This window comes from Liquorilactobacillus mali, assembly GCF_001437155.1.
GTDB lineage: Bacteria > Bacillota > Bacilli > Lactobacillales > Lactobacillaceae > Liquorilactobacillus > Liquorilactobacillus mali_A.
The window spans coordinates 7086-13802 of sequence record NZ_JQAR01000030.1 but is presented as its reverse complement, the minus strand read 5'-3'; the positions used below and the strand labels follow the sequence as shown (position 1 = coordinate 13802).

9 protein-coding genes and 1 pseudogene are annotated in these 6717 nt (G+C 34.2%); 5 read left to right on the top strand and 5 right to left on the bottom strand.

Going from position 1 to position 6717, the window contains the following annotated elements; genetic code table 11:
• The first annotated feature begins 90 nt into the window (after positions 1-90).
• Complete coding sequence (locus IV36_RS10185) at positions 91-681, top strand: site-specific integrase (RefSeq protein WP_056992254.1); 591 nt, start codon at positions 91-93, stop codon at positions 679-681.
• A 6-nt stretch (positions 682-687) separates the two neighbouring features.
• On the opposite strand, the gene IV36_RS10180 is transcribed toward IV36_RS10185, so the two are convergent.
• The 3 genes from IV36_RS10180 to IV36_RS12455 form a co-directional block, all read right to left on the bottom strand.
• A complete protein-coding gene (locus tag IV36_RS10180; protein ID WP_056992252.1) occupies positions 688-1884 on the bottom strand; it encodes an AbiH family protein in 1197 nt (398 codons plus the stop codon).
• Positions 1885-1967: 83 nt separating this feature from the next.
• Entirely contained in the window at positions 1968-3023 is a 1056-nt protein-coding gene (locus tag IV36_RS10175; RefSeq protein ID WP_056992249.1) for a Fic family protein, read from the bottom strand.
• A 759-nt stretch (positions 3024-3782) separates the two neighbouring features.
• Entirely contained in the window at positions 3783-3935 is a 153-nt protein-coding gene (locus IV36_RS12455; protein WP_235805044.1) for a type II toxin-antitoxin system RelB/DinJ family antitoxin, read from the bottom strand.
• 549 nt (positions 3936-4484) lie between these two features.
• Here IV36_RS12455 and IV36_RS10165 point away from each other — a divergent pair.
• The 3 genes and pseudogenes from IV36_RS10165 (at position 4485) to IV36_RS10155 (ending at position 5674) form a co-directional block, all read left to right on the top strand.
• A complete protein-coding gene (locus IV36_RS10165) occupies positions 4485-4766 on the top strand; it encodes a type II toxin-antitoxin system RelB/DinJ family antitoxin (RefSeq protein WP_056992247.1) in 282 nt (93 codons plus the stop codon).
• A gap of 46 nt (positions 4767-4812) precedes the next feature.
• Positions 4813-4998 (top strand): hypothetical protein, encoded by a 186-nt coding sequence (locus IV36_RS10160; protein WP_056992244.1) that lies wholly within the window; start codon positions 4813-4815, stop codon positions 4996-4998.
• Positions 4995-5674 (top strand): annotated as a pseudogene (locus IV36_RS10155) (ATPase). The gene IV36_RS10160 and the pseudogene IV36_RS10155 overlap by 4 nt, the downstream one beginning before the upstream one ends.
• Here IV36_RS10155 and IV36_RS10150 read toward each other — a convergent pair.
• On the bottom strand, positions 5664-5942 hold the full coding sequence (locus IV36_RS10150; RefSeq protein WP_056992242.1) for a hypothetical protein: 279 nt from the start codon (positions 5940-5942) through the stop codon (positions 5664-5666). The pseudogene IV36_RS10155 and the gene IV36_RS10150 overlap by 11 nt on opposite strands.
• A gap of 16 nt (positions 5943-5958) precedes the next feature.
• Positions 5959-6174 (bottom strand): hypothetical protein, encoded by a 216-nt coding sequence (locus IV36_RS10145; protein ID WP_056992240.1) that lies wholly within the window; start codon positions 6172-6174, stop codon positions 5959-5961.
• 272 nt (positions 6175-6446) lie between these two features.
• Between IV36_RS10145 and IV36_RS10140 the strand changes: the two genes are divergently transcribed.
• On the top strand, positions 6447-6717 hold a 271-nt coding region (locus tag IV36_RS10140), incomplete at its 3' end, for a MobA/MobL family protein (protein WP_056992238.1).

The window sequence follows — 6717 nt, the reverse complement described above, 5'->3', positions numbered from 1 at the left end:
AAGGAAGCTGATCTTTTTTGTCCGAACAGCGTTCGGATTAATTTTACAATCTACCCAATAGACAAAATTTAATTAACGGGGAGGTATATGATGTCTCAACAGATTGTACTGCCAATTAAAGACTCTAACGTCTTAAAAATGGTACAAGACACCTTATTAGATAGTTTTCGGGCGGGTCGCCGTAACTACACTATCTTTCAAGTCGGCAAGGCCACCTTGCTGCGGGTGAGTGATGTGATGACGTTAAAGAAATCCGATGTCTATAATCCAGATGGCTCTGTTAAACACACGGCCTTTATTCATGATAAAAAGACCGGTAAAGCAAATACACTATATTTAAAGCCCGTGCAACAAGACTTGTTGCAATATCATGATTGGCTGGTCCAAGAAAACATCAATTCGGATTGGTTATTTCCTTCAACGGCCCATTCAGACCGTCATATCACTGAGAAACAATTTTATAAGGTGATGGCACGAGTTGGTGATCTATTAGGCATTAATTATCTAGGGACCCATACGATGCGCAAAACCGGTGCTTATCGCGTCTACACGCAATCAAATTATAATATTGGCTTAGTCATGAATCTGCTCAATCATTCCAGTGAGGCGATGACTTTAGCTTATTTAGGCTTAGACCAGGCTAGTACCGAAACGATGCTGGATCAAATTGATTTTGGATAATTTTTATTATTCTAAATTTTTCAAGATTAGTCTACCCTCAAGCAACATTTTGTGCATCAAATTTTCTCCCTTTTCATTATGAAATGTTGTTCCATACTCAGACATAAGTTTAGAAACAGAATTAAATTGAGCCCTTTTTATTTCTTGTTCTTTACTTTCGTCATAAATAGAATAATAAAACACCAAGGTAACGTCATTATCATAAATAGAATAATAATCAAAAATCGATTGAAAATATGAGTAATCAGCTGGAGCAAGTGAATGACCATAGAAAACTATATTTTTAACATTTTGGGGTAATAATTTATCTCGTTTTTCACTTGCTAGAGTCATGATGCGGTAAGTTTTTGTAAATCTAAATATTGGACTATTAGGGCCTATACTTTTGGAATCAATCCCAATTATTGGATGATCTTCAAGTCTTCCATGTATATTTTGCGTTATATTACATGAGGAGTCGTTTGTACAGGGAGTTGTATAGTTAAAGGACAACAAATTATAGCATTCATTATGCGATAATTCTTTTAATAACTGTTGACTCTTTTCTTTATACTTTTCATCTTGTAGTGCTATTAAATAATCATTGAAGCTTTTTTCAAATTTATTTAATTCGTCAAATAGAAAGTCGTAAAGATATCTTTCGGAATGTTTTTCAATATCATACTTTAAATTATTTAACAAAACAAATAATAAAACCAATGTTTCGTGGTCTGCTGTGAAATTTTCTTTCAACTCATCAAATTCTTCAACAAATGACTTTTCAATAGATAATCTGGGTCTTAAATATTTAAACCTAACTATCATATCTAAAGATTTTTCAAGATCGAGTTCAGGATGTGTTTTATGACTGTTTATCGTTAATAGGTTGTTTAGAAAGTATTCTACATCTGCCCAGTTATTAAGTTTTTCTTTGTGAAAATAAAAATAAAAATCCCAAAAAGAAATATTATTATCATTAAAATTAATTTTAATGTTATCGTTCAAGTTTCCAAAATTTCTTGAAAAACCAGCGATATATAAAACATCAGCTTGTAAAATTTCTGTATTCGTACTTGGGTCATTAAATTCTGCATTCATTTTGCCTAATGTTTTAACCATATCAACTTTGCTATTATAATAATCTTCAAACTTAGATTTCAAATCGCATTTCAAATCAAATCCATTTCCTATAACCAATAATCGTGATACTACATTCTGAGTCACAAAAAGACTTCTTTCTATAATTAAGAATAGAGAAATTATTCTCTTCACTTATAATATAAAGAACTAATTAGCGCTGAGACATATTAATTTTTCAAAATATATTTTGAAGATCTTCCCTTGCCAATAAGTTTTACCCGATGACTTTTCTTCAATTCACTAAGAGCTCGTTTAATTGTTATATCACTGTATTGCGGAATCAAGGCCGTGAGCTCACTTCTAGACAAAGGTTTTAATTCTTGTGTCAATGTTTTAAGAATTAAATCCGCCGCAGATACTGGTTTGTCTTGTACTAGGTTGAGCCGATCATTAAGATTGCGGTATGCTTGCAAAATGACGCCCAAGAAATAATCTAAAAAGGGCGCGTAGTCGTTCTGGTTATTTTGCCAATTTAAAGAACTCTGTTTGAGAACTTCATAATAGGACTGCTTAGTTTTCTCAATTAGGTTTTCCAGGCTAATATACTTTCCAACGTTAAGTTGTGCTTGGTACATTGTTAGCAGCATTAACAGTCTCGACATACGGCCGTTACCATCACGAAACGGGTGAATCAAAACAAAATCAAAGATAAAGGCGCCCAATAAAATTAGTGGTGAAAAAGTTTGCTGATCGACTGCTAAATTATAATTGATACAAAGTTCCTGAACCAATTTCGGAGTTAAATACGCTGCTGGTGGTTGGAAACGGACTTCCTGCCTACCGTCCGCATATTTGGTAATGATTTGATTATCAGAATCTTTGAATTGACCACCCCAGGTGCTGTTGGTGTAACCAAACAAACGTTTATGCAGCGTTAAAATTGAACTGCTGTTAATCGGAATATATGCATATTGTTCATGAATTAAAGCCAATACGTCCCGATAACCCGCAATTTCTGCCTCACTGCGATTACGCGGCCTAGTTTTTTGATGAACCAATTGTTTTAAACGAGTGTTACTAGTATAAATTCCCTCAATACGATTAGAAGCATCAGTACTCTGGACTTTAGCAACATTAACCAAGTGATCTAAGGCTTCTTTATAGGTGATTGGCGTAGCCGATAAACGTCCTTTAAATTCATAAATTTGGTTTAATTTGTCATTCATTGAAGCAGTTATGTCTAAATTGTTTAAAGCTTTATAATCAAATTTTTTCAGGATCATCTCACTCCTTTCGGTATCATTCTACGCCATTTGATACCGAAATCATATAAATGATACTGATAAAGTAAATAATATCTTTAATGGCATTGATTATAATCAAGCTAGTTAGCTTGCGCTGTTTGCGCAAAACTCGGTCTGAAGGGCTCCTGCTGAAGGCATACTTATGATGCAAAATCATTCGGCCGACAGCCCCCGTCTGGCATGCGGGTTGCTTGCCAAATTAAAATAACCCCCAACATCTATAATTTAAATGTTGGGGGTTATTTGTATGCTTATATTCTTTATAGTCCTCACTGTGTGTGCCAATCGCTACTAGATAAAACTGATCTAGTATTTGTGCATACACCAACAAATGATCGCCATTATGGCATCGAAATATAATTCCAGAACTTTAAATTTTACATCTTGTCGTGGAACACGCTTTTTAAGCTGTTGTATCACTTTCTTAGGCAAATTCAGTGGGTGGCATAGAAATATTCTAGAATGCTCTTATCTGTTAAAAAACAGTCAATTATGTAATTCCAAGGAGACCGTGCCTCGGTATCGAAAGGTACCTTTCGATTAAAAATTGGCTGCCATCTGGGATTCTTCACAACTTTATATTACCGTTTAGACTGAGTGGTTGGAGTTATTTTACTCATTTAACAACTGCTCCAAGTCTTGCTTATTGGTCGCGCTCTTTAACTCTGTAGTCCCTGCAAGGTCGTCTGCCACCTCAGTTAATGACCTGGCAACCTGATTGTTTGGGAAACCATAATATTATGGTTTCCCATTGTTAGCCACGGTTGTCACAACTACCCGCATGAATTCGGACATAGTTAACCCATGTTGAGCCAGTTGTTCCTGGGCCTTTTTCTTAATTGCTGGGTCGATTCTAGTGTTAATTCTGGAACTAGTTGCTGTGTTAGTCATTATCATCAGTCCTTTTTTTAAAACTGTACGCCATTTGTCACACAAAGTAAAAAAGGAGTGTTCTTATGCAACAAATTGTTCTACCAATCAAAGATTCGAATGTTCTCAAAGAGGTTCAAGATGCCTTACTAGATAGCTTCAAAGCTGATTGTCGTAACTATAGATTTTTATAAGTAATCATAATTACCAATAACCCTTCAAAAACATCACAAAAATGACCTCTAATATCTATAAGTTAGATGTTGTAGGCTATTTTACAAGTATTGTAATTATCAGTCAGTATTTGTAGATGGAAAATTAAGATTTAATCATTATCTTTTGATTTATTCACTTTAAGAGAGAATATAAAATAATTCATTTGGCAGTTATAGTTAGTTGTTCTAAGTCGACTTTAAAATTCGTCTATGAGTGTTTTAGAGGAGTTACATTCATTGCCATTACTAAAAGGGCAGCAAACTCAAACTCACAGCTTTTAAAGGATCATGCTAATTGAATCAATACTCAAAAGCTAGTATAATGTGAGTAGTTAATGAAAGAGGCGAGGCAATCATGGCAGTTAAGGAAAAGAAACGGGTACAAGTCCAGATTGACAAAGACTTGGCCAATAAGACCGAAGCTGTTTTAAGTGAGTTAGGTCTAAACCAAACAACAGCGATTAACATGTTTTACAAGCGGATTGTGGCAGATGGAGCATTACCGTTTAAACTAGCTTTAAGTGAAGTAGAAAAAGCTAATTTAGGCTTTTTAAAGGCTACCAAAGATATACCAGTAACAGAATTCAAAGACACTAAAGAAATTGCTGATTGGCTCAATGATCCGAAACAGGACTGATGGTTTATCAGATTAAATAAATTAATAACTAGGGAGCGTGATTAACATGAAAGATACAATCACAATTAATGACTTTTTAGAAACCGCAAAAGAAACGGATTTAAAAGATTTACTCGATAAGTCATTACATGATCCAGATCCAGAAAAGCGCAAAGTATATGACGCTTTATATACCTACCTTTTAGATAAAAGGCAAGATGAGGTTATTAAGCGAAAGGACTTTATCCGTTGATAAACAAACCCCAATATATTATTGTTGCCGGTATTAACGGAGCAGGAAAGAGTACTCTTTACGATACGTTACCCATATTGTTTGATAAAACAAAACGGATTAACGCTGATGAAATTTTAAGACAAATGGGTGGCGATTGGCATAAAGACAGTGACAACTTAAAAGCCATGCGAGAGGAAATAAAGCAACTACACTATTCCTTAGATAACCGACAAAGTATTCACGTAGAAACGACACTTGCAGGCAGGGTAAAGCTCAACTAAATTTGATTGATAAAGCTCACGAAAATGGCTTTGAAGTTACTTTATTGTATATTGCCTTGCAAGATGAAAATTTAGCTATCAAGAGAGTAAAAGAAAGGGTACAAAAGGGTGGATATGGTGTACCAGCAGAGACTATCAAAAAACGTTATCGGCAATCGAATCATAACTTGCCAGAAGTGGCTTTTAAAGTCGATAAGATAATGATCTATGATAACAGTGAAAAATTTACTCCTGTTTATGTAAGAGCAAATTGACAAATAATTAAGAATAATTTGAGCCATTTTCCTTGGATAAATCAAAATATTACTTGTTCAGAAAATGTGCAAAAGCAGTTAAAAGATTTTGCAGATCAGAACCCAGAAGTAAAACTCAAAAATGATCTAGAAAATAAAAACGATCGGCCTAGTTTTTAGGTTGATCGTTTTTTAGTTTGTCCGGTTTATGCTCATTAACATAATCAGCAAATATTTTTAAAAGTTCTTCGGTTTGTTCAACTGATAAATTATCAGCCTGAAAGTATTTTTCTAATAAAGCACCCTTTTGAATTAAGCGTCGAGAACGGGCTTTACGAGCTTGACGCTTTTCATAGTATTTAGATTGACGAAGTTGAAAATCTTCTCGCTCTATTTTCTGCTTTAATCTAGCTTTTTGTTCAACTAGATTTTTATATTGATTAGCCATAACATAACCTCATTATTTAAAACTGTTTAGGTGACTGATTTTCATTTAAGAAGTCAGCTATTTTTTTAGATAATTCTTTAATATTATCGTTAGACAAATTAGCATAATCTAAATTTGATTGACTGATAATTTGTTTACCAAGTCTTTGTTCAATTTTATTTTTTTCGTCCTTGATTTTCTGATTAAGGGATTTTAACTTAGCTTCTTGTTTTTGAATTGATGTTTGAGCCATAAGATAACCTCCTAGTTCAATTGAATATAATTATTATTTATAATATCATAATTCCGTTGTGTGGTCAATCATAAAAGTTGAAAAATCTAAGATAAAATAGTAAACTAAATGTAATTAAATAGAAATCAGAAGACTGAGTGAAACGAGGTCAATGCGCACTTACACACAACAACTAAAGTTTGTTGTGTTATTGTGCTAAAACCTTGTATTAGAAGTCGCCGACGGCGACAACAAAATCAAACCCATAGACCCAAAGAAAGGTGGTGACCGACATGGCAATTTTTCACATGAGCTTTAGTAATATTAGTGCTGGAAAAGGAAAAAGTGCAATTGCTGGAGCAAGTTATCGAAGTGGTGAAAAATTATTCGATCAAAAAGAAGGTCGAAGCTATTTCTATGCTCGGTCGGTTATGCCAGAAAGCTTTATTTTGACACCAAAGAATGCGCCAGAATGGGCGAGTGATAGAGAGAAATTATGGAACGAAGTAGAAAGAAAAGACCGTCGAGCAAACTCACGGTACGCTAAAGAGTTTAACGTGGCTT

Bases quoted from the DNA above. Each gene is read 5' to 3' on its own strand.
- IV36_RS10185 (WP_056992254.1), top strand. From the start codon at position 91: ATGTCTCAACAGATTGTACTGCCAATTAAAGACTCTAACGTCTTAAAA.
- IV36_RS10175 (WP_056992249.1), bottom strand. From the start codon at position 3,023: ATGATCCTGAAAAAATTTGATTATAAAGCTTTAAACAATTTAGACATA.
- IV36_RS12455 (WP_235805044.1), bottom strand. From the start codon at position 3,935: ATGACTAACACAGCAACTAGTTCCAGAATTAACACTAGAATCGACCCA.
- IV36_RS10165 (WP_056992247.1), top strand. From the start codon at position 4,485: ATGGCAGTTAAGGAAAAGAAACGGGTACAAGTCCAGATTGACAAAGAC.
- IV36_RS10160 (WP_056992244.1), top strand. From the start codon at position 4,813: ATGAAAGATACAATCACAATTAATGACTTTTTAGAAACCGCAAAAGAA.
- IV36_RS10150 (WP_056992242.1), bottom strand. From the start codon at position 5,942: ATGGCTAATCAATATAAAAATCTAGTTGAACAAAAAGCTAGATTAAAG.
- IV36_RS10145 (WP_056992240.1), bottom strand. From the start codon at position 6,174: ATGGCTCAAACATCAATTCAAAAACAAGAAGCTAAGTTAAAATCCCTT.